The sequence below is a fragment of the Neobacillus sp. WH10 genome, assembly GCF_030123405.1.
Lineage (GTDB): Bacteria > Bacillota > Bacilli > Bacillales > Cytobacillaceae > Neobacillus.
Map to the genome: position 1 here is coordinate 1,167,568 of NZ_CP126110.1, position 22,442 is coordinate 1,190,009.

The 22,442-nt window shown below is 39.3% G+C and carries 23 protein-coding genes; 16 read left to right on the forward strand and 7 right to left on the reverse strand.

Translation table 11 applies throughout. The annotated features are described in order from the left end of the window. Window positions 1–17 precede the first annotated feature (17 nt). From QNH20_RS05360 to QNH20_RS05410, 11 genes are all read left to right on the forward strand, one after another. Entirely contained in the window at window positions 18–1,487 is a 1,470-nt protein-coding gene (locus tag QNH20_RS05360) for an amidase family protein (RefSeq protein ID WP_283921876.1), read from the forward strand. A gap of 220 nt (window positions 1,488–1,707) precedes the next feature. Beyond that, on the forward strand, window positions 1,708–2,979 hold the full coding sequence (locus tag QNH20_RS05365; protein WP_283921877.1) for an MFS transporter: 1,272 nt from the start codon (window positions 1,708–1,710) through the stop codon (window positions 2,977–2,979). 575 nt (window positions 2,980–3,554) lie between these two features. Next, window positions 3,555–4,661 carry an ABC transporter substrate-binding protein gene (locus QNH20_RS05370; RefSeq protein ID WP_283921878.1) on the forward strand — a complete coding sequence of 369 codons (1,107 nt, stop codon included), beginning with the start codon at window positions 3,555–3,557 and terminating at the stop codon, window positions 4,659–4,661. Further along, window positions 4,651–5,484, forward strand: coding sequence for an alkaline phosphatase family protein (locus QNH20_RS05375; protein ID WP_283921879.1), 834 nt, complete (start codon window positions 4,651–4,653; stop codon window positions 5,482–5,484). Before QNH20_RS05370 ends, QNH20_RS05375 begins: the two co-directional genes overlap by 11 nt. Window positions 5,485–5,590: 106 nt before the next feature. Next, window positions 5,591–6,445, forward strand: coding sequence for an ABC transporter permease (locus QNH20_RS05380; RefSeq protein ID WP_283921880.1), 855 nt, complete (start codon window positions 5,591–5,593; stop codon window positions 6,443–6,445). After that, entirely contained in the window at window positions 6,442–7,317 is an 876-nt protein-coding gene (locus QNH20_RS05385; RefSeq protein WP_283921881.1) for an ABC transporter permease, read from the forward strand. The genes QNH20_RS05380 and QNH20_RS05385 overlap by 4 nt, the downstream gene beginning before the upstream one ends. Beyond that, entirely contained in the window at window positions 7,314–8,333 is a 1,020-nt protein-coding gene (locus QNH20_RS05390) for an ABC transporter ATP-binding protein (protein WP_283921882.1), read from the forward strand. The genes QNH20_RS05385 and QNH20_RS05390 overlap by 4 nt, the downstream gene beginning before the upstream one ends. Window positions 8,334–8,526: 193 nt before the next feature. Continuing rightward, the gene (locus tag QNH20_RS05395; RefSeq protein WP_283921883.1) at window positions 8,527–9,312 is read left to right on the forward strand and encodes a DeoR/GlpR family DNA-binding transcription regulator; all 786 of its coding nucleotides are present in this window, start codon (window positions 8,527–8,529) and stop codon (window positions 9,310–9,312) included. A gap of 109 nt (window positions 9,313–9,421) precedes the next feature. After that, window positions 9,422–10,294, forward strand: coding sequence for a Cof-type HAD-IIB family hydrolase (locus QNH20_RS05400; RefSeq protein ID WP_283921884.1), 873 nt, complete (start codon window positions 9,422–9,424; stop codon window positions 10,292–10,294). Between the two features lie 208 nt (window positions 10,295–10,502). Further along, entirely contained in the window at window positions 10,503–10,736 is a 234-nt protein-coding gene (locus QNH20_RS05405) for an excisionase family DNA-binding protein (protein WP_283921885.1), read from the forward strand. 19 nt (window positions 10,737–10,755) lie between these two features. Continuing rightward, a complete protein-coding gene (locus QNH20_RS05410; RefSeq protein ID WP_283921886.1) occupies window positions 10,756–11,130 on the forward strand; it encodes a DUF488 domain-containing protein in 375 nt (124 codons plus the stop codon). A gap of 32 nt (window positions 11,131–11,162) precedes the next feature. On the opposite strand, the gene QNH20_RS05415 is transcribed toward QNH20_RS05410, so the two are convergent. Further along, entirely contained in the window at window positions 11,163–11,984 is an 822-nt protein-coding gene (locus QNH20_RS05415; protein ID WP_283921887.1) for a YitT family protein, read from the reverse strand. 153 nt (window positions 11,985–12,137) lie between these two features. Continuing rightward, on the reverse strand, window positions 12,138–12,785 hold the full coding sequence (gene trhA / locus QNH20_RS05420; RefSeq protein ID WP_283921888.1) for a PAQR family membrane homeostasis protein TrhA: 648 nt from the start codon (window positions 12,783–12,785) through the stop codon (window positions 12,138–12,140). Between the two features lie 133 nt (window positions 12,786–12,918). Here trhA and QNH20_RS05425 point away from each other — a divergent pair, with 133 nt between their 5' ends. Next, complete coding sequence (locus QNH20_RS05425; protein ID WP_283921889.1) at window positions 12,919–13,509, forward strand: DUF1836 domain-containing protein; 591 nt, start codon at window positions 12,919–12,921, stop codon at window positions 13,507–13,509. Here QNH20_RS05425 and QNH20_RS05430 read toward each other — a convergent pair. Then, a complete protein-coding gene (locus tag QNH20_RS05430; RefSeq protein WP_283921890.1) occupies window positions 13,500–15,050 on the reverse strand; it encodes a glycosyl hydrolase family 28-related protein in 1,551 nt (516 codons plus the stop codon). The two genes, QNH20_RS05425 and QNH20_RS05430, sit on opposite strands and share 10 nt — an antisense overlap. Window positions 15,051–15,193: 143 nt before the next feature. Between QNH20_RS05430 and QNH20_RS05435 the strand changes: the two genes are divergently transcribed. The 3 genes from QNH20_RS05435 (at window position 15,194) to QNH20_RS05445 (ending at window position 17,713) form a co-directional block, all read left to right on the forward strand. Further along, entirely contained in the window at window positions 15,194–15,910 is a 717-nt protein-coding gene (locus QNH20_RS05435) for a VOC family protein (protein ID WP_283921891.1), read from the forward strand. Between the two features lie 125 nt (window positions 15,911–16,035). Then, the gene (locus QNH20_RS05440; RefSeq protein WP_283921892.1) at window positions 16,036–16,614 is read left to right on the forward strand and encodes an RNA polymerase sigma factor; all 579 of its coding nucleotides are present in this window, start codon (window positions 16,036–16,038) and stop codon (window positions 16,612–16,614) included. Continuing rightward, entirely contained in the window at window positions 16,604–17,713 is a 1,110-nt protein-coding gene (locus QNH20_RS05445) for a DUF4179 domain-containing protein (protein ID WP_283921893.1), read from the forward strand. The genes QNH20_RS05440 and QNH20_RS05445 overlap by 11 nt, the downstream gene beginning before the upstream one ends. A 136-nt stretch (window positions 17,714–17,849) precedes the next feature. Here QNH20_RS05445 and QNH20_RS05450 read toward each other — a convergent pair whose 3' ends face one another. Then, on the reverse strand, window positions 17,850–18,599 hold the full coding sequence (locus QNH20_RS05450; protein ID WP_283921894.1) for an RDD family protein: 750 nt from the start codon (window positions 18,597–18,599) through the stop codon (window positions 17,850–17,852). Between the two features lie 151 nt (window positions 18,600–18,750). On the opposite strand from QNH20_RS05450, the gene QNH20_RS05455 reads away from it, so the two are divergent. Beyond that, complete coding sequence (locus tag QNH20_RS05455) at window positions 18,751–19,065, forward strand: DUF3892 domain-containing protein (protein ID WP_283921895.1); 315 nt, start codon at window positions 18,751–18,753, stop codon at window positions 19,063–19,065. Between the two features lie 153 nt (window positions 19,066–19,218). On the opposite strand, the gene leuD is transcribed toward QNH20_RS05455, so the two are convergent. The 3 genes from leuD to leuB all read right to left on the reverse strand — a co-directional run bounded on the left by leuD (window position 19,219) and on the right by leuB (window position 22,435). After that, window positions 19,219–19,809 (reverse strand): 3-isopropylmalate dehydratase small subunit, encoded by a 591-nt coding sequence (gene leuD, locus QNH20_RS05460; RefSeq protein ID WP_283921896.1) that lies wholly within the window; start codon window positions 19,807–19,809, stop codon window positions 19,219–19,221. Between the two features lie 3 nt (window positions 19,810–19,812). Next, on the reverse strand, window positions 19,813–21,231 hold the full coding sequence (leuC, locus tag QNH20_RS05465; RefSeq protein ID WP_283921897.1) for a 3-isopropylmalate dehydratase large subunit: 1,419 nt from the start codon (window positions 21,229–21,231) through the stop codon (window positions 19,813–19,815). A 97-nt stretch (window positions 21,232–21,328) separates the two neighbouring features. After that, window positions 21,329–22,435 carry a 3-isopropylmalate dehydrogenase gene (leuB, locus tag QNH20_RS05470; RefSeq protein WP_283921898.1) on the reverse strand — a complete coding sequence of 369 codons (1,107 nt, stop codon included), beginning with the start codon at window positions 22,433–22,435 and terminating at the stop codon, window positions 21,329–21,331. Between the last annotated feature and the right edge of the window lie 7 nt (window positions 22,436–22,442).

The following is a 22,442-nucleotide window of genomic DNA, read 5'->3' on the forward strand; positions in this document are numbered from 1 at the left end:
TAAAGGAGTGCAAAATTATGAATGAAAGACAGGAATCAAAATCCTCCGTCAGTAAAAGCGAGAAAAGTACAAATGAACTTTGGAACTGGACGGCTAGAGAACTCGCTCATGGGATCCGCACTAAAGTGATTTCCTCCCGTGAAGCCGTAATAAGTTGTCTCAACCGAATTGATCAAGTTAATCCTAAAATTAATGCAATAGTAGAGGTATTAGCTGAAGAAGCCCTTCATGCAGCCAGTGAAGCTGATCAAGCTGTGTCAAATGGGGAGGATCTTGGGCCTCTTCATGGCGTACCAACCGCAACTAAGATTAATAGTCATCAAGCAGGGCATGCCACGACAGAAGGGGTTGTTGCCTTCAAAGATAATATTGCTTCTCATGATAGCCCGCCAATTGCAAACTTACGAAAGGCGGGAGCGGTATTTATCGGCCGAACTAACGTGCCTTCTTTTAGTTTAAGATGGTTTTCCAATAACGATTTACACGGTCGGACACTTAATCCTTGGGATTCCTCTAGAACACCAGGTGGTTCAAGTGGAGGATCTGGTGCAGCTGTTGCATGCGGAATGGTGCCAATTGCGCATGGTAATGATATTGCGGGCTCCATTCGTTATCCGGCATATGCATGTGGGGTAACAGGTTTAAGGCCCACTGTGGGACGTATACCAAGCTGGGCAGGATCTGTTGATGCTGACCAGTCACTTGCCGTTCAAATGATGTCAACACAGGGACCTTTGGCACGGAATGTAGGAGATTTACGTCTAGCTCTTTCTGCAATGTCTTCCATTGATCCGCGTGATTGCATTCAATCACCTGTTCCCTTAATAGGAGAACCACTTAAACGCCCAATTCGTGTAGGATTATTGCGAGATGTAGGTGTCATAAAGCTTCATTCTTCTGTTAATCAGGCTTTAGATGCTGCAGCTTCCTACTTAAACGATGCTGGCTATGTGGTAGAGGAAGTAGAACTTCCATTATTTGCTGAGGCATATAAACTTTGGTGGTTAATAGTTTTAGAGGACATCCGTGGAATGATGCCTATGATTGAGGAGTTTGGGGATCGGGGTACAAGATTAAATTTACAATATGTTTCCGAAGTTTCTGCAGAATGGTGGGGAGAGCCTAGTCTTGAAAAATTCAAACGAGGGTATGCACGCCGAGGTACACTTATAATGCAGTTGCAACAGTTCTTAGAAGAATATCCATTACTGCTCCTGCCAATTTCAGCAGAACAAGCGTTTAAACAAGATGAGGATATAGAAAGTATTGATAGTGGTCGGCGCCTAATGGCGGCCCAATGGCCAATGTCAGCCATTCCTGTATTAGGCTTTCCTGCTATATCAGTACCCACATCCGTTATTGATGGTTTGCCGATGGGAGTTCAGCTTTTAGGAAGACGATTTCGAGAGGATACTTTATTTGATGCTGCGGAGGTAATTGAAGCTCATGCAAGTATCTCAACTCCAATTGACCCCAAATTCGGTTAAAAATTCTCAGCCTTAATAATAAGTGTAAATTGGTAAGCTTCTTCAATTTTTTTCACAAGTATGGTTTTTTCCTTTTTAAATGCACGTCTAAGAGAGCGATTGTTCAAGGGAATTCTTTCACTAACGAAAGATTGTAGGAATAAGGGGTTCACTTTTACAACAGGAGATTGATTTTTGACCCAGCAGAACAATACTAAAAAAATTAGAGAGGAAAAAGAAAATGGTAATTTCTAATTCGAATCAATCTCGTCTCTATGAATATAGAGTAGTAGCTCTTGTCTTTTTTGCATGGGGCTTCATTTTTTTAGACCGTTCAGCTTTATCTTATATTGTTCCAACATTAGTTAATGATGTACCACTTACTAATGGTCAAATTGGTCAGATAAATATGTGGCAAACAATTGGTTACGCAATTGCTGGTCCATTAATTGGAGTTATCTCTGATAAAACGGAACGTAGAAAGCCCCTTTTAATTGCAGCAATATTTGCCACTACTATTTTTTCTGCCTTATCTGGGTTAGCAAATTCGTATACATCCCTATTAATATTGCGATTCTTAGTAGGTGCAAGTGAAGGTCCTATTTTCCCTTTAGCGATGACTATGGTAGCAGCAGCATCAAGTTATGGAAGATTTGGAAGGAATGCTGGGATTGTGAATGCTGGGGTAGGAGTTATAGCAATGACTCTAGGCCCAATTTTAGTTACACAATTAGTTTCATTAACTAATTGGCACTGGGCTTTTGTTATGGTAAGTATTCCAAGTTTGCTTTTGGGAATATTAATATGGTTGTTTACTAGTGAAGTAAAACCTTCCTCAGTTGAAAAACAAGATATTATGGAGAAAAGGGAAGAAACAAAATCAAGTTTTCTTGAAATCTTCAAATACAGAAACGTTGTAGTTAGTATTTTAATCTCTATTTGTTGTATGGCTGGGTTATGGATTTTATATGCATTCGCACCGCTTTACCTAACATCTGTAGGACAAGTATCAATTCAAAAAATGGGAGTAATAATGTCATCGATGGGAATTGTAGGGATTTTTACAGCTATTGTTATTCCGATTTTTTCTGATTATTTTGGTAGAAAAAAAGGATTGATATTTTTTTCTTTTTTAGCAGTGTTAGCTCCTCTTGGTTTGTATTTATTCCCTATGGGATGGGTTGGAATTGGTGGCTTAGTTCTATTTGGAGGAATGTTAGGATCGATTACACCTATTTATATGATTATTATCCCAAAGGAAAGTTTACCTGTACATTTAACAGCAACCTCAAGTGCCTTAATAATTGGTATTGGTGAGGTTATTGGTTCATTTATACTGGGAGGGGCGGGTACTTTAGCGGATTCTAGTGGTCTTTCTTTTGTTATGATTGTATCTGCTGTAGCTTCTTTACTTATGGCTATATTAGGTTTTGGATTAATTGAAACAAACTCATATAAAGCAAAGACAATATCAAATAAGGTAATTGAAAAGGGATTAGTAGAAACAGAATAAAAAAATGGTAGCGAAGTATTAGTATTGCTGTAACCGTCAAGTAGTTTTGACCACTTATTGCAAATTAATTGGCGTCTAATGCAACAACATCTTTTGCATTGCTCATGTATATCCCTTCTTCCAATTTATGTTGTGAATATTAGCAGAATGTTAACGTTTAAAGTTGATTTTTAACTTGCAATTAAGTTGGATTAATATATTTTTCAAAGGATTATTTTAGCGGTGAAATGTAATTATATCGATAAAAACAGTCAGTCGTTAACTTTTTAGTATTTGTTAACGCCTGACTGTTTTTTTTGTTATCTTCTTTAGTCTGTGGGTTGTGATAAAGGGGAAACTCGTGGATTGGAGAGTCCCTAAGGAAAACAGAGACATAGTAAAGGAAATTAGGAACAGCAAAAGACTGAAAGATAAGTCCTATTTTATCAAGATATAAATGAATTGGATAAATAAAGAGATGATTTACATTAACTTAATATCGGATTAATGTGGGATTAATATTGTTGGATTATGATTAAACCGTAACAAACAGTAAACAACATTACAAAATTCCACATTAAGGGGAGATACTTTTTATGATTAGTAAGAAGTGGTACAAGTCGATTCAAGCTGTGGTGTTAGGAATGAGCGTACTAGGATTAGCTGCTTGTGGAACGACAAAAGAGCCAGCTGCTTCAGTTGTTGAGGATCCCAACTCATTATCCTTGAAAGAAATTGAAACAAAAGCCAAAAAAGAGGGCGAAATTAATAGTGTTGGTATGCCTGATTCATGGGCCAACTGGGGAGAAACGTGGAATGAAGTGAAGCAAAAATATACATTGAAACATAATGATACAGATTTATCCAGTGCCGAAGAGATTGCCAAAATGGAATCTGAAAAAGAGAATGCAACTGCAGATATCGGTGATGTAGGGATTTCCTTCGGACCTATTGCCGAACAGAAAAAATTAACAATCCCTTATAAAACTTCTTATTGGAACGATGTACCTGAGTGGGCAAAAGATGACAACGGGGATTGGGTTGTCGGCTACCAAGGAACGATTGCCTTCTTCACGAATAAAGAATTAGTGAAAAACCCGCCAAAAACTTGGGATGATATTTTAAAAGGAAATTATAAAGTAACCGTTGGAGATGTTCAGCGTGGTACACAGAATCAAATGGCCGTTCTTGCTGCAGCTATCGCTTATGGGGGCGATGAAACAAATCTCCAACCTGGAATTGACTATTTTGTTAAGCTTGCCAAGCAAGGCCGCCTTAGCTTAACTGATGCCAAGCCTGCTAACATCGAAAAAGGGGAAGTGGAAGTAGCCCTTGTTTGGGATTTCAATGCCATTGGTTATGCTGAACAAATCAATCGTAAACAGTTCGATGTCACCATTCCAAAGGAAGGTTCAGTCGTAAGCGGCTATTCTACGATTATTAACAAATATGCGAAGCATCCATATGCCGCAATGGCAACTAGAGAATATATCTTAAGCGACGAGGGACAAATTAACTTGGCTAAAGGGTATGCCCGTCCTATTCGCGATAATGTAAAACTTCCGGAAGAAGTAGCGGATAAAATGATTCCAAAAGAAGAGTACAAGAATGCAAAACCAATTAAAGATTACAAAGCTTGGGAAGAAACGGCTAAAACGTTACCGCAGCTTTGGCAAGAAGAGGTAGTAGTCCATGTCAAATAAAGTAATCGCTATTGTTGTCGATGGGATGAGATACGATAAAGCCTGTGAAACTCTCGGATTTATTCAACATCTTGTGGAAACCAATCAGGCAGCACTATACAAGGTTAAATCGGAGCTGCCAAGTTTATCCCGTCCATTATATGAAGTGTTACTAACTGGTACAACTGCATCAGTGAACGGAATTACGTCCAATCAAGCCGTTCGTCTATCTACTGAGAAAAGTCTTTTTCATCTCACGAAAGAAAACGGCTTAAGAAACGGAACGGTATCGTATTACTGGGTAAGCGAACTTTATAATCGTGCGCCATTCGATTATATTGAAGATCGTGAACAAGAGGACGAGTCTAAGCCGATTCAATACGGAAAATTCTATTGGGACGATGACTATCCAGATAGTCATGTGTTAATGGATGCTGAAGCGTTGCGCAGAAAGTATGACCCACACTTTTTATATATTCATCCGCTCGGTGTCGATGTAAAAGGAGAAGCATTCGGTTCAGAATCGAAAGAATATCGTGAACAAATCTTAAAAATGGGCAGTTTGTTGGCACAACTTTTGCCGATTTGGATGAAAGAAGGGTATCACATTTTAATTACATCAGATCATGGCATGAGTGAATATGGCAATCACGGCGGCATAACAGATGGTGAGCGTGATGTACCACTCTTTATCATCAGCCAAAAAGTGGAGCCTGGTGTTCACAGTGAGGTCGTTCCGCAATTGGCTTTTGCACCGCTTGTTTGTGAACTGTTAGAGATTGAGCCGTCCGATAAAATGGTGAACTATTCACTGCCAGGTCTTAAGAGGAAAATGACCGTTTAAAGAAAGGACTGTATTTAGAAAAATGAAGGCTACCGGGAATTGGTTTAACGTACGTACGATGGAACCAATTCCCCCATTGTTAGCAAATATAGAGGAGCGAGAAGTCTTGAGAAAAATTAAAAAGCAAAAATTTTACTTATTAGCTCTCTTACTGCCATTTATTTTGTTTGTGATTGGGTTTGAAATAGGACCATTAGTGGCCATGTTGAAGGATAGTTTTTATGCAGACGATGGAATTCAAGTGACGATTCAACAATACCTAACCATATTTAAAAGTAAATTTTATTTACAAGCCATTCAAAATAGCCTTGTCATTTCGTTGTTCTCTGCTGTTATTTCTGTGATTATCGCGGTAATTGCGGCATATTCATTTACAAAGTTCTCACAAAAAATACAAAATCGCTTACTGATGATTGCCAATATGACTTCGAACTTTGAAGGAATTCCGCTTTCCTTTTCCTATATTATTTTACTTGGAAACAATGGATTGTTTACGCTGCTTTTTTCTAAGCTTGGTTTGGATGTATTTGCAGACTTTAATTTATATTCTTGGACAGGTCTCATTTTGGTTTATATTTATTTCCAGATTCCGCTTGCTGTTATGCTTATATACCCATCCTATCAGGGAATTAAAAAGCAATGGAAAGAAGCTTCTTCCTTATTAGGTGGAACGACCTTATCCTTTTGGCGCCACATCGGGATCCCGGTTCTTTTACCTAGCATTGCTGGTACATTTAGTATTTTGTTTGCGAATGCAATGGGAGCTTATGCGACAGCCTATGCACTTGTCGGAAGCAACTATAATTTATTATCCTTGCAAATTGCCTCTTTAGTATCGAGTGACGTTACCTTAAATCCGCAGTTGGGTAGTGCGATGGGTGTTCTTCTAGCTGCGACCATGATCGGGGCGATGTGGTTCAATGAACGAATGATGCGTCGTATTAGGAGGGATTTACGATGAAGTCTTCATTAGTGTTTCATAAAGTGATTGTGGGATTGCTTGTTATCTATTTATTAATACCGCTAGTAGGAACGTTTTTATTCTCGATGGCTGGAAAATGGGACCATACGATTCTACCAGAGAGTTATACGTTGAAATGGTATATCGAATTATTTCAAGATGAACGGTTTTATCTGGCGCTGCAGCATACGCTGTTTTTAATTGTCGTGACGGTTGGTCTTAGTGTGGTAATTATGCTTCCAACGATTTTTATCATCACTGTCTATTTTGGTAAATGGGAAAAATGGCTTCAAGCAGCCGCGATGCTTCCTTATGGCATTCCACCTATTGTTGGAGCTGTGGGCTTAATCAAAGTATATTCAGATGGACCGATTCAAATTGCCGGAACACCATGGATTTTAGTTGGTGCTTATTTCATCACGATTCTGCCATTTATGTACCAAGGTATTCGCAACAGCCTTCGTACGGTGAATGCGGTCCAGCTTGTCGATGCGGCCGAATTACTAGGGGCCACAAAATTCCAAGCGTTTCGGACAGTGGTGTTTCCCAATATTATCTCTGGTATTTTAGTGTCTACCTTATTATCCGTTGCGCTATTATTTAGTGAGTTTGCGTTTGCCAATTTGCTTGTCGGGGGCCGATTTGAAACGATTCAAATTTATCTTGCCGATAAACTCAACAGTAGTGGTCACTTAACTAGTGCCATTGTAATTACGTATTACTCTATCATTTTACTTTTAACGGGGACTGTATTAAAACTTACGTTTAGAAAAGAGAAAGATCTTTTCTTTTCTAATAAGAAACGATCTCTTTCATTTTTAAAGAAATCATACCGTCAAAAAAATACAGTTTTAGAAGGTGAAAATTCATGAGCTATGTAACGATTGATCAAGTGACGAAGGGTTATAATCAACAAGTCGTGTTAGAAAATATTTCATTGACATTAAAAAAGGGAGAATTTGCGACCCTTCTTGGACAAAGCGGATGCGGAAAAAGCACGTTATTACGATCCATTGCCGGACTTGAAGATGTGGATGCAGGAAGTATCTTCATTGATGGAAAAGATATTACTCATTTATCACCGCGTAACCGTGAAGTAGGTATGGTGTTTCAATCGTATGCATTATTCCCGAATATGAACGTTTTTGAAAATATCGCTTATGGTCTTAAAATGAAGAAGGCAAAGAATATTAAATCGAGAGTAACCAAGATGATTGAACTGGTCGATTTAATTGGAAAAGAACAGTCCTATCCTCATCAATTATCCGGTGGACAACAACAAAGGGTGGCACTTGCCCGCGCACTTGTTATTGAACCAAAGGTCCTGCTTTTGGATGAGCCGTTAAGTGCATTGGATGCGAAAATTAGAAAAAACTTACAAAAAGAATTGAAGAGAATCCAAAAAGAATTAGATATTACTACAATTTTTGTGACCCATGATCAGGAAGAAGCAATGACAATGTCGGATCGGATTTTTGTTATGAATAAAGGAAAAATTGTCCAATCTGGTTCTCCAACAGAAATTTATACCTTGCCCGCCAATACATTTGTGGCAAAATTTATCGGAAATTACAATGTTTTAAATATGGATGTTTTCCGTAAACTTGTTCAAAGGACAGAGTTAGACGGGAATGAGGTTGCCATTCGTCCTGAAGTTTTACAACTAGTTTCCGTTGGTGAAGATAATTTGGATTTACAAGCGAACTGGGGTATTAAAGGTTTAATTAAAGATATTTCCATGACAGGAAATGTTTTAAGATATGAAGTAGAAACAGAAGCGTCCGCTTTCATTGTAGATGATCTTCATCATCAAGGTAAAATGTTTGAACAAGGAGCACAGGTTCAAATTCTTGTACCAAAGAAAGGATGCATTATATTTGCTAATTAGAATGTACTTGCACTTTTCTTAACAGATAAAAATGTATACAATTTTTACTTTAAGAATTGTCCAGCTCAAGGCGCTAGCGGCTCGAGGTCACAAGCCAAGCCGTCCAAAGGGTTAAAAAGAAACCTTTCGGCCGGCTCGTCTTGTGCTTGTCGCCGCTAGGCGGCGCCTTCCGCTTTTCTAAATAGGAGGAAGAATGATGTCTGTTTTGCCAGAAGAAAGAAAGAATGAAATTTTAATAGAACTGAACCAAATGGGAGCCGTAAAAGTTTCGGATTTAGTGGAGCAATTTCAGGTTTCAGAGGAAACGATTCGTCGTGACTTGATGCTATTAGAGGAAAAAGGACTTTTGAAGAGGGTTTACGGTGGAGCAATTAAATCAGTCTTTCCTTTTGAGGAACCTCCATTTATAAATCGAACAACAGTGAATCAGGAAGCGAAAGAGAAGATTGGAAAAAAAGCAGTCGATCTCATTTCTAATGGTGATGTGATCGTCATTGATGTTGGGACCACCATGCTTGAATTTGCGAAATGTATTCATGATAAAAAAGACGTAACCATTATCACGAACTCTCTTCCTGTTTCATCTGTATTGACCGAATCATTTAATCAAAATAAATTTACCGGCCAAATTTTATTATTAGGTGGACAATTGGATCCGAAGCAGCAGTCGATTAGCGGCAGTCTAACTGAACAAATGTTATCTCAATTTAATATTAATAAAGCGTTCATTTCTGCTGGTGGTGTTTCGATTCAAAATGGGGTTAGTAATTATCATTTGCATGAAACAATGGTTTCACGGAAGATGGTCGAGGTTTCAAAACAAGTGATCGTGCTAACGGATTCCTCTAAAATCGGGGTCGATACCTTTTGTAAAGTTTGTCCTCTCGAAAAACTCGATGTAGTGGTTAGTGAGCAGCAGATTCCAGAGGCATGGAGGAGTCATCAAAAATTAGGTAAACTCAATTGGATTCAGGCATAGTCGATCTAGAACAGGACATATAGTGACGAAAAGAGGGGATTCTCTCTTTTTTTATTGGATTTTTAGTAAAAAAAACTAGAAAAGATGAATGAGTAAGGAGCTATCACATATGAGTTTCATTGCGATTGATCTTGATGGTACATTATTAAACGAACAGAATGAAATTAGTGAAGAAAATATAAAAGCAATTCAATATGCGCAAGATCGGGGTTTTGAAGTCGTTATATCCACAGGGCGGGCTTATTTTGATGTTCAGACCATTTGTAAAAGAGCCGGGATTGTTCCATTGATCATCGGGACAAATGGAGCAACCATTCATTCAAAGGATGGAAAGGTGCTTTCTTCTATTACGATTTCGAAAGTACGTGTCGAATCAATTCTTAAGTGGTTAGATGAACAGGATTATTATTACGAGGTGTTTACGAATAAAGCCATTTATACGCTTAAAAAGAGGAGAGAACATTTTTATCAAGAGATTCAGAGCTTGAAAGAAACGGATTTGGATACGGATCGCAAAGAAGTAGTGGCAGCAGCGGAAAGACAATTTGAACAGTTTGGCTATGTTCTCGTTGAAAGCTATCATGATATATTGAAACAGGAGGAGGAATATTTTAATATTCTAGCCTGCTCTTTTGATGAGAAGAAATTAGCAGAAGGATGGAAGCAATTCAACATGATTGATGAGTTGAGGGTTGTTTCATCTGCTGATCATAATATTGAAATTACTAATAAAAGAGCTTCAAAAGGAAATGCTCTTGAAAAATTGGCTTTGATGATGAATGGCTCCTTAGAGCAGTCGATGGCAATCGGGGACAGTAACAATGATTTATCTATGTTCGAGAAAGTCAGACATAGTGTAGCGATGGGAAATGCGAAAAATGACATCAAAGCAGTTTGTACAACAACGACCCTTAAAAATATTGACAATGGAGTAGCTCACGCCATTTATCGATATATAGAGAACTTCGTGGTTCACAAATAAGTGTCAATACCGAAGGAGAGAGAATTAACGGGTTCTTTTCTGGTTTTTTATATAAATTCCCTAAATTTTTGTTTACCAAAGTCTTTATTAGTAAAGGGGGGTTAATTTGATAATATGATAGAAACGAGAAAAGAGGAAATAAGTAACTTTTGCTAAAATAAGCTATAATAAGCTTTATAAAGATAGTAGCAGGAGTGACGAAAAATAAATGTATTTAACAATAGAGGAAACAGCTGATTATTTATCGGTATCTGTACCATATGTGGAGAGATTAATTTTACAAGGAAAAATACGAGTTTTGCATGACGGTGAAGGCGAAGATTTAATCTACAAGGATCAGTTTAAGACACATTTTGAACAGCTTGAGAAATATAAAAAGTTAGTGGAGGAATTGGCGAATGAACCAATTCCAGAAAGTATTGACGTGAAGGATGAGGATTAATTAGTCGTGAGGTGATTAAGTGCCTAATATATTTCTTAAGAGAGTGTATGAACCTTATGAGGAAATGGATGGCTGTCGAATTTTGATAGACCGGCTGTGGCCGAGGGGGATTTCTAAAGAAGCAGCCAGACTTTCTTATTGGTTTAAAGAGATTGCGCCGAGCAATGAGCTGCGGAAATGGTTTTGTCATAAACCAGAGCTGTTTGAGGAATTTAAAGTCAAATATCTAGATGAAATTCGTACCGATGAACAAAAGCGGGAGTATATCAGGCAAATTTTTGAGATTGCATCAAGTGAAAGGGTAACACTTTTATATGGAGCAAAGGATCCGATCTATAACCATGCTCAAGTTTTAATGGATGAACTTACTGGATTAATGGAAGTGGATTTATAAAAAAGCAGTTGGGATCAAACGTCCCAACTGCTTTAGTTCTTTCGGAAACGTCCCATCACTTCCAGAGTTTGCGTAATGTTTACAAACGCCTTTGGATCCACTGTTCTAATGGTATGCTTCGTTTCGTTAAGTTCAAATTTGGTGATCACGGTAGTTAACACCTTTTTTGGTTTATGGGTGTATGCTCCTTCTGCATCTGTTATCGTGACTCCCCTAACATGAAGATGAATTAGCGCCTCACTAAGCTCTTCATATTTATCTGTTACAATCGTTAAAGTTAATTTATTCTGAGTGGTATACACCATATCCACAGCGCGGCCGGCAACATAAATGGCGATGATCGTATAGAGTGTAATATTCCATCCAAAAATCAGTCCGGAAATACCCACCACTAAAAGATTCATACACGTATTTAAAAAACCAACCTGCATGTTCTTTTTTTTCGATAGGGATAGACTGATAATATCGGTTCCGCCAGTCGATCCTCCTAGCCGAATAATAATCCCAACGGCAATCCCGTAGAGTGCGCCCCCCATGATCGATGAAAGAAGAATATCAGGACTAATTGCATGAATAGGAATAAATTTCATACTAAACGATAAAACAATAACAGCAAAACCAGTCAGAAAAATAAATCTTTTTCCTAAGTATTTCATTCCAAATAAAAATAATGGAATATTAATCGCTAAAATAATCCACCCAGTATTGATATGGATAAAATGATGTATAAAAAAGGCGATGCCTGTTACACCACCTGACGTTAGTTGATGTGGAATAAGAAAAGTATTAAATGCAAATCCAAAAAGGATGGAGCAAAGTCCAATGATGATCATTTGAAAAAGTAATCGAAACAAGCAAAACACCTCTATACAATTTTGTGCCTTTTACATTAAACACCTCTTTTTATTGTGAGTCAATTGTAAATGTTTAATGTCACAAAATTGTTTAAAAAATCTTTACTCTCGTTTTTTAATGATAAAACAAAAAAACGCCTTCTTATCAGGCGTTTAAATGACGTACAGGTACACAGTAAAAAAGTGTGCTAAGCTTCCAAGCATAATAAAAATATGAAAAATCTCGTGGAAGCCTAAATACTTCGTTTCTAAAAACTTTGGCTTTGCCCCGTAGATGACCCCGCCGATAGTATAGAAGATTCCACCAAGGATCAGTAAAAACAAACCAACTGGGTTTAAGCTTCCTGTTAACGGTGAAAAAACAAACACAATCATCCAGCCCATAGCGATATATAAGGCGGTAGAAATCCAGCGCGGGCAGTTAAACCACACCATTTTAAAAACAACTCCACTTATGGCAACACCAGAGATAATTGAAAACAGAATGGCACCCGTTTTTCCGTTTAAGCTAATAAAACAAAAAGGCGTATACGTACCGGCAATCAGCACAAAAATCATTGAATGGTCGAGCCGTCTTAAAAAGGCAATAACCTTATCGCGTGCAATAACCATGTGGTAGGTTGCTGATGCGGAGTATAGCAGTATCATACTAACTCCAAAAATGATGACGGCCGAGAGTGCGAGTGGGGTTGGAGTAGTCATTGCAGCTTTAATTACCATCGCAAGCAGCCCCACAAAGGCTAAAATAGCTCCTGCTAGATGGGTTAATCCGTTAATCGGTTCCCGAATGTAATTGTTCATTTGAAATTCCCCCTAACACATCATGTAGTTTTAATAACTACATATAATGATACTGATAAAACAAAACCTAGTCAATGATTATTTCATTATGTATAATAAAAATATCTATTATAAAACAGTGGGGTTTTTTACGATGGAAAATATTAACCAAATTATCGATTCTCTTGGCTTGGAGACAAGCTTAACCTTGGATGAAATTCCAAAAATAGACTTATATATGGATCAAGTTATTCAGTTATTTGAAAATAAATTCAATGATTCGAAGCGGAATGAAGACGAAAAGGTTCTTACCAAAACAATGATTAATAACTATGCCAAGGGAAAGCTGATTTTTCCCATACAAAATAAGAAATATTCAAAAGAGCACTTAATCTTAATCAGCTTGATTTACCAGCTTAAAGGGGCACTATCCATCAATGATATTAAAGTAACACTTAATGGGTTGAATAAAAAGATCGTCAATGAAGAGTTGGATTTAGATTCTTTTTATTCGAGCTATTTGCATCTGACTGGCCAAAATGCTGCTGGATTTAAAGTGGACATTGAGGAAAGGGTAAACGATGTAAAAAAGGAAGTTTCAGAAGCACAAAAAGAGAATTCAGCCTACCTTGAGCAGGTGTTGATGGTCTCATCACTTGTTCATATGAGTAATTTATATCGAAGAGTAGCTGAAAAGCTCGTTGATGAAATCGTAGTTGAAAAAGAAGGAAAGCATCAAAAATAAACTTTGGCGCTTTCCAAGTTTTCTATACTAAAATTTTGTACCTCTAACCCGATTTTGATTTTTTCAGAAGAGCAATTGCGTATTTTGATAGAATCCGCCCGGTTCTCGCCCCCGTATACCTTGATAACGGCTCCTGCTTTATTAAAATCGGTAACTGAAATGTTATTGAGAATTACATTTCTTGCCCGATACTGGAGGGCGATAACTGGATTTCCATTGTAATCATAATCGGGATCGCCAACCAGTGTAAAATGGTTAATTACCACATTTTTGTAAGCGGAAACAACCATCCCCCGCGGTGTGGAACTATTATATAATTCTGTGAAAATGGGTGAAATCGCTGCGAGGTTCACAGCTATAATATTGAACGCCGATTTAGATTCAATATCAGTGATTTTGTGATGCCCAATATGGCGGAAGTTAAAGGCCCGATTATCATGCACAGAAATATGCCCGACAATTTGCACATTTGAGGCAGCAGAAGAATCTTGATGGGCCTTAATTTCCACGCCGCCAAAGCACCTAGCTGAAGAATTATTAACTAATAATACATTTCGCGAACCATCATCCACTTCAATCCCATTGGAATTAGAAAAACCTTGCCTGTGTGCCCGTCCACTTGGATCGCACATGTGGGAATTGGAAATAAAGATATAATCGCTATGGTGTGTCGTGATTCCGTCATCCCCGAAGCCAAAGCCGGTTACATGATCGAGCCAGACATACTGACTGCCGCCGCGGGCACGGTACCCGTCACCGGCATAATTGTACAATGTCGAGGAAATGTCGAAGCAATGAAGCCCAGGGTTGATTCCTTCAACATCCTTGACCCAGCCATATGTAATATTTGCAAATGTCAGGCAGCTTGAATGGTTTCCCCATGTACTGGTTTTTGCCTCATTACCGAGCCTTTCCACATTCCAGTCCAAACTCATTCCTTCTACGAGCAAATGATGGTTTCCTCGCCAATGATTGGCGTTTGTGATTAGCCGGGTGCCCTTTGAAGCTTGGTCGTGGAGCTTAATCGTCGTTGTTCCTTTTCCTGACCCCATTAGCCATGTCCATGAAGAAAGGCGGATTTCTTTTGTAATAAACACTCCAGGTGGAACAATAACCTTTACCCGCCCTTTGCCGATTGCCTTTTTAAAAGCCGCTGTACAATCTGTTTTTCCGTCCCCAATCGCGCCATAATCAACAACATTAACTTCCGTTTTTATGTTTTCAATTAAACAGACGTATTCCTGATCCAGTTTGTCCTTCCAATCAGGAATCACCTTTCCTTCACCATCCACATGTATCCGTGTTGGTTCCAAAATCCGTGATCGTTTAGCTGTAAGACGAAATAAACATTCCTTGATTTTTTCTGAAAAAGGAAGGGACTGTGCTTTTTCAAGAATCGGAGAATGTGGGGTCTGGCGGCATTGCTCAAATAAATGTTCTGTTTCTTGAATTGCTTTTTTCATATCTAGTTGTTTTCTGGTAATTTGCTCTAGAATTTCTTTATTTTTTCGCGGGTCATGGGTTTTATCGTATGTTGCCATTTGGACTCACTCCTATTACAAGTATTATAACTTGTTCATGTAATAAAGGAAAAAGTACCCTTTTTGTCAAAATTTAAGTAAAGGTTAAAGATGTTTATACTGTATGTTGAGACTAGAAGTATTTTGGAAGTGGAGTTGGAAAAATGGGAACCACAATTAAGATGTTTGTCATTGCTGCGAGAGACGGAAGTCTAGCGAAAAAATTTTACGAGAATTTGTTTAATTGGAAAATTACTGATGTGGGGCCATTACTGCAAATTACTGGTGCAGGTTTAAGCGGTCATATTCTTAAATGGCCGCATAAAGACCATCCGACACATGTCAGCATGTATATAAATGTTGAAAACATTCAGGAGTGTTTGGGTAAAGTCGAGGAAATGGGCGGGACAGTGATTCTCCAGGAAATGGCGGTTCCAACAGGCGGATCGATTGCCCAATTCCTTGACCCGGATGGAATTATCATTGGTGTTTACCATAGCAATCCCCATACTGAGACCCAAAGCAAAGCTGAGATTGATGTTAATCAAATTGGTTTTTTTGAAATTGCAGCAAGAGAAGGGCATCGTTCACAAAGGTTTTATGAGGCAATTTTCAATTGGAGGATTACCGATGATGGGCCGATCATGAGTATCTCTGAGGAAGACGCGGGGATAGCCGGCCACCTTTTCAATTGGACCCATGAGGAACCTCCTTATTTGACGCTATATATTAAAGTGGAGGACATATCAGCTAGTTTAGAAAAAGTAACCCAGATGGGCGGAAAAGTGATCATACCTGAAACAGAGATTCCTAGCGGCGGTACATTTGCACAATTCCTTGACCTAGATGGAAATGCGATTGGTATTTATAGTGGCCGATAATTCCATAACATTATTTAGACCGGGACTTTTTTTCAAAAGATCCCGGTTTTTTTATAAAAAGTGAAACCAAACATAGGCTGAAAAACGACATACTATTGAACACAGTATAGAGAGGGGCCCCTCACTTGAATAAAGAACAAAATTTGATGGATAGAATCCGTAAAGGAGATGAGGAGGCGTTCAGCCTGCTAGTGGAAGAATTGTTGTCCGCTGCCTTTAAAACCGCCTATCTAATCCTCCGTTCAAAGGATCTTGCTGAAGATGCTGTGCAAAATGCACTCGAAGATTGCTACATTAGCATTATGAAAAATAAGGATATTCGAAAGTTTAAGGCTTGGTTTTACAGGCTTGTGTATTCACGAGCTATCGACATTTACCGTAAAAACACTCGTATCCATTCAACTGATATTGAAGAAAACCCAGAAGCTCTAGCGAAAATGATTTCCGAATCAGCCCAGAATCGGGCGATCCGAAATGAAAATATGAATGAAATGCTTGACTTTATTTTAAGCCTTCCTAAAGAACAAAGCGTTCCAATTCTGCTCCATTACTATGAAGACCTTCCAATTAAGGAGATTAGCCTCATTCTCGATGAAAATAGTAACACAATCAAAACGAGGCTGGCACGGGGCAGAAAAAGGCTTGGCGAACTAATACAAAAGAACGACAAATATCCACTGGAGGTTAATTCGCATGGGATATAAAAAAGAAGATGATCAAACTCTGGATCAACTACAGATCCCGATCTCCCTTGAAAGGTTAACAAAAGAGCTTCCTAATAGGTATAGGGATGGCGAGTTTGATGAGAATAGAATTAAACAAGTGGATCATGAATGGGATCGTTTCCAAAAAAGGTTGAAAAAGCAATGGACTTTCGGTAAAAAGGTTACGGCCTTCACGATTGCAGCAGCAGCCAGTGTGCTTTTATTTATGGGCTCAGGATTCGTTTCGCCGGCAATGGCAAAGATGCTGGCAAAAATCCCGCCACTTAGTGCTATCTATGATCGTTATGTAAATCTTTCCGATTTGATTTCGAAAGAACTGAAAAAAGAGGGGTATCCAGTAAAAGAGGTCCGGGAGCATGTTGGCGGGAATAAGGAAGGAGTTTATATTTTCTTAGAGGCCTCTGATGAAAACATTAAGAAAATGAAGCCTGGGATTGAGAAAGTTTCATTTAAAATTCTCCACGGTGAAATATATAAGGGCACTAGGATTGAAGATTATTATGTTAGAGTAAGGAAATTTGTTGAAGAGCCGGAGGCGTGGAAGAAGGAGCAAGCTCGAATTACAGAGGAAACGGATGAGATTTTTAAAATTGTGAAACCGGTCCTTAAATCTCATGGATATGAAAACGTCTGGGGCGGCGGTCCGGACCGTATTGAATTGGAATTCCCTAATACGGAAAGCAAAGAGAAAATTGCCGAAATCCAAAAAGCGGTAGAGGATGCCTTGAAAGCTGCAGGAAAAGAATCCGTTACGGTTAAACATAAAACCTTTAATTTAGCAAAAAGAGAGCATTATAATCGCTGGTCAGACGCTGTTTCGGGAATTGCACATGAATTTATGACCTATAAAAAATATCATGTTTCCGGTGTTGGCTACAAAAGTATTGATGGGGAAAAGATGCAGATTAATATTAGCATGAATTTGCCAAGCACTGACACGAAAACCTCCGAACTAGCCAAGGAGCTTAACGTAATGGCTGAAGATTTCATCCATTCAGAGGAAATCTGGCAAAAGGTAAAGGATGACCCTTACGAAATCATCATCACCAGCAAAGATAAGAAAAGGATGAATGAATAAATTCTAGAAAAGGACCAAGGAAAAACTGGTCCTTTTTATTTTTTCGATAAATTGAATGTCCATCCATATTAAAGTATAGAGTGCTTCAATTTTTGATACATGTTCAATAATTCACAAATTAAAATGTGAGATATAGTTAAATGGTTAACCCTGCAATTAATAGGGCAATTGGAAAGAGGCTTACGAAAAGAATTCGTGATGTACTAACTTTCCCATATAGGACAACTGTTCCAATTTGCTGATCCCATGTGGACTTACCGTTCTTTTTTAGATCATAATAAGAGAAATAAAAGCAAATAATATTAATAATTGGTAATCCAAATCCCATACCGGCTGCGGTTACAAAAATACTTCGCTTGAATGAAGTAAGAAAATTTAATGGGTCACCATTCGTCGTTCGAAGACGTGCATTTAATATTGACTTTCCTAGAGTATTTCCAAATATCGAAAGGATGGACGCCTCAACTAAAATATATAGAACTAAACTTAGTATAAAGATGAAGATATCAGATGATTCTAAGATGAATTTCGGGGAGAAGATTGAAACAAAGGTAATCAGGAATAGTGAAAATAAAGAAAGGTCAAAAAACCTGGCCAGGTAACGAACAAACGGTCTTCCCTTTGGATAGGTATCTTTTTCTAGTTCATGCCAATTTCCTGCCAAATTTTCAGTTTGTTGAACTGTTAATATTGGATTTAAGGTTGAATCTGGAAATAGGTCAAGACTTTTCGCCATTTGCCAGCAGTTCATCTCCTTCGACCAAATAAAAGTTTCAGCGTGCAGTATTCCTTGTTCAAACAATTTTTTCAGTTCAAATAATCCTACAGGCCCTTGTTGCTGATGATTGTGGATATAAAACCAAGCATTTCCTTCTTTTGATTCCAATTTGACCGCCCCCAATCAGGTAAATTATACCACGGTGAAATAAGATTGGTTTTTATCCGTTAAGGTTAATTTTGAAAATTTTTTGACATTTTCGACCAATGAGAATATATTTTCAAAAAAGAAAAATACTAACAGATGTTCTGAGGTGTAAATGATGGAAAAAGATTTTGAAAAAATATATGAACAATATAGGCAGCAAACTGAGCAGCAGAACCAAATGGAAGCAAGCCAATCGAAACTTGATGGAAAAGAGGAGTTTGTTGCAGTCAGGAAAAACGATGACGGGGACCTTATTGCATTTAAAACGAATACCGGACGGGAGCTGGATTATATAACGGCCCTTGAGGAAGCGAAGGAAGGGAAGATTGCTCATATCGATGTTTTTCACAAATACGGGAGAGACATTATCCGGAGCGAGCCGGACGGAATAAAGGAAAATAATCTTGATCAAATGCCGGAATTCTAGTTAAGGACGAAAATGATAAATTATTTGGTTGTGCCAAGCACCTTCTACCGTGGAGCATATGGAAACGAGGTCAAAGGAAATCCTCAAACAGGAACTAGATTAGAAAGGAAAAAGGTGTCAGGCACCAAAATTGTTAGTGCCTGACACCTTTAATTATGCTTGCGGATGGGTAAGCTCATATTGCATAATTTTTTCCTTATAATTTAAGGTAACCCCAATCTCATCCCAGCCGTTAAGCAGCATTTCTTTAGGATAAGGGGCAATCTCGAAATGTACTTCAAAGCCCTCGTTATCATAAACCAGTTGCTCCTCAAGGTTCACCGTTAATCGATATTCCTCGGATTCTGCCTTTTTCATAATGGTTTGAACTTGTTCTTCGGTAGCTTGAATCGCAAGGATGCCGTTTTTTACACAGTTATTTTTAAAAATATCAGCATAGCTTGGAGCGATGATGACTTTGAAGCCAAAATCCTGGACAGCCCAGGGGGCATGCTCACGAGAAGATCCGCAGCCAAAGTTTTCCCCGGCTACTAAAATAGAGGCATCTTTATATTTTGAATCATTTAAAGGAAAATCCGGACGTGGATTTCCATCATCGTTAAAACGCCAGTGATAAAATAAAAATTGTCCAAAGCCGCTGCGCTCGATGCGCTTTAGGAATTGCTTCGGAATGATTTGGTCTGTGTCGACATTGGTCCGGTTCAACGGACAAACAAGGCCTTGGTGAGTACGTAGCGGTTCCATAAATTAACCAACCTCCTGTGCAGTGAACTGACGTACATCAACAAAATGGCCGGCTACAGCAGCTGCTGCCGCCATTTCAGGACTAACAAGATGAGTGCGTGCCCCGTTTCCTTGGCGGCCTTCAAAATTACGGTTTGAAGTAGAAGCACAACGCTTACCTGCTGGGACAATATCATCATTCATCGCCAGGCACATGCTGCAGCCGGCTTCCCGCCATTCAAAGCCTGCCTCTTTAAAGACCTCGTCAAGACCTTCTTTTTCGGCAGCAAGCTTGACGCTAAAGGATCCTGGTACGACGATTGCGGTAACAGATGGATTCACCTTCCGGCCGCGAACTACTTCGGCAGCTTTTTGTAGGTCGCTTAACCTTGAGTTCGTACAGGAACCGATGAATACATGATCAATTTTTACACGTGAAATTGGCTGTCCGGCTTCAAGTCCCATGTATTCAAGTGCACGATTAATTTCATCCTTTTCAATAGGCTTATCCGTTTCATCTGGACTTGGAACATTTGCAGTGATCGGGATACACATACCCGGGTTTGTCCCCCAAGTAACCTGCGGCTCGACATCAGCTGCATCAAATTCAATGACGGCATCATAGGAGGCGCCTTCGTCGGTGGCAAGGGCACGCCATTTGGCCACGGCTACTTCGAATGCCTCACTTTGTGGTACATGTCGTCTTCCTCTTAAGTATTCAAATGTCGTTTCATCCGGTGTGATGAGTCCTGCTCTTGCGCCTGCTTCAATTGACATGTTACATACAGTCATCCGTTCTTCCATAGATAGAGCGCGAATCGCTTCACCTGTGTATTCCATCACATACCCAGTTCCAAACTGGACACCGAATTTACCGATAATCGCTAAGATTAAGTCTTTCGCGGTAACGCCTGTCCCAAGCTTTCCATTTACTTTGACGTTAAGGATTTTTGGGGGCGCCTGCCAAAGCGTCTGCGTTGCAAGGACATGTTCCACTTCACTCGTACCGATTCCAAATGCGAGAGCACCGAACGCACCGTGTGTGGATGTATGGCTATCGCCGCAAACAATCGTTTTCCCCGGCTGTGTCAGACCGAGCTCTGGACCGATTACATGGACAATCCCGTTATCCGGATGATGAATGTCAGCTAGCGTTACCCCGAATTCCTGACAATTTTGTTGTAATGTATCGATTTGTTTTTTCGAAATAGGGTCATTGATAACAAGTCGTTGGCGGGTTGGTACATTATGATCCATAGTCGCGAAGGTAAGATCCGGGCGGCGGACCTTGCGCCCATTCATTCGTAAACCCTCAAATGCTTGAGGAGAGGTCACTTCATGAACGAGATGCAAATCAATATAAAGTAAATCCGGCTTTCCTTCTTCTTGATGGACAACATGCTGTTCCCAAATTTTTTGGATAATCGTTTTTGGTGTTTGCATAGCTTCCTTCCTCACGTTAATAGATTTATATTTTACTATTGGAAAAATTGACGGGTAAACCGTTTAAAAAACCAGGACGGTTTACCCGAAAAATGAATCAATAATAACAGCTGGCGATACACTTAGAAGCATTTTGTGACTTAATATAATCGACAATTAATTTGGTCATATCCTCTGTTCCAACAAGGCGTCCATTTGCAACCTGGAGATCCCTAGTATGGAAGCCGGCGTCAAGAATCGATTGAACGGCATCTTCAATCACTTTTGCTTCATTTTCTAATTGAAATGAATATCTTAGCATAAGAGCAGCAGACAAAATCATTGCAACGGGATTGGCAATACCTTTGCCAGCAATATCTGGAGCAGAGCCGTGAACCGGTTCATAAAGACCGAGCCCATCCTCACGCAAGCTGGCAGAAGGGAGCATCCCGAGTGACCCCGTCAATACAGAAGCCTCGTCACTTAAAATATCTCCAAAAAGATTTTCAGTCACGATTACGTCAAAATGGGTTGGGCTCGTGATCAATTTCATCGCGGCTGCATCTACTAAAACATGTTCAACTGCTACATCTGGATAGTTGGTCTTTTTCGCTTCAACAACCTCACGCCAAAGCTTACTGGATTCCAGGACATTTGCCTTATCAACAGAAGTAAGGTGACCGCGACGCTGCTGGGCTGCTTGAAAGCCTTTATCAACAATTCTTTCAATCTCTTTACGGGTATAAGCGAGTGTGTCCACTACGGCGTTACCGTTATCGCGTCGTTCACTCGGAGTGCCGAAATAAAGCCCGCCCGTTAATTCACGTACAATAAGGAGGTCGCTTCCGGAAACCACTTCTTCTTTTAACGGCGAAGCATGAAGCATGTTCTTAAATCCTTTGATTGGCCTTAAGTTTGCAAATAAATCTAGTGCTTTACGGATACCGAGCAGACCTTTTTCAGGACGTAAGTGGGAGGGGTTTTGATCCCATTTTGGACCGCCGACTGCACCTAGTAAAACAGCATCCGCTTCTTTGCAGGCGTCAACGGTTGTTTCAGGAAGGGGAGTGCCGTAAAGGTCGATGGCCGCTCCTCCGATTTCATGGGTTTCGAAGCTAAAACTATGATTATATTCTTCAGCAATTGCATGTAACACATCTTTTGCAGAATTAATAACTTCCTTGCCAATACCATCACCGGGAAGTAAGACAATGCGTTTTTTCATTAGAAGC